Raw genomic sequence first — 443 nt, forward strand, 5'->3', positions numbered from 1 at the left:
GGATTGGCCGGGTATCGGGGGTGGAGTGCGTGATCGTGGCCAACGATGCCACGGTCAAGGGCGGCACCTACTTCCCGCTGACGGTGAAAAAGCACCTGCGCGCCCAGGAAGTGGCTCGCAAGCACCGCCTGCCATGCATCTCCCTGGTCGATTCCGGCGGGGCTTTCCTGCCCCGCCAGGACGAGGTCTTCCCCGACCGGGACCACTTCGGCCGCATTTTCTACAACCAGGCCACGCTCTCTGCCGAGGGTATCCCGCAAATCGCGGTGGTCATGGGCTCCTGCACCGCAGGCGGTGCTTATGTGCCCGCCATGGCGGACGAGTCCATCATCGTCAAGGAGCAGGGAACGATCTTTTTGGGTGGCCCACCGCTGGTCAAAGCAGCGACCGGGGAAAACATCAGCGCCGAAGACCTGGGCGGCGCCGATGTGCACACCCGCATC

Annotated in this window: 1 protein-coding gene; it reads left to right on the forward strand. The window is 64.8% G+C overall.

The genetic code is table 11. The annotated features are described in order from the left end of the window. On the forward strand, positions 1–443 hold a 443-nt coding region (locus C1638_RS22815), incomplete at both ends, for a carboxyl transferase domain-containing protein (protein WP_369073491.1).

Source organism: Chryseobacterium oncorhynchi (genome assembly GCF_002899895.1).
Classification (GTDB): Bacteria; Bacteroidota; Bacteroidia; order Flavobacteriales; family Weeksellaceae; genus Chryseobacterium; species Chryseobacterium oncorhynchi.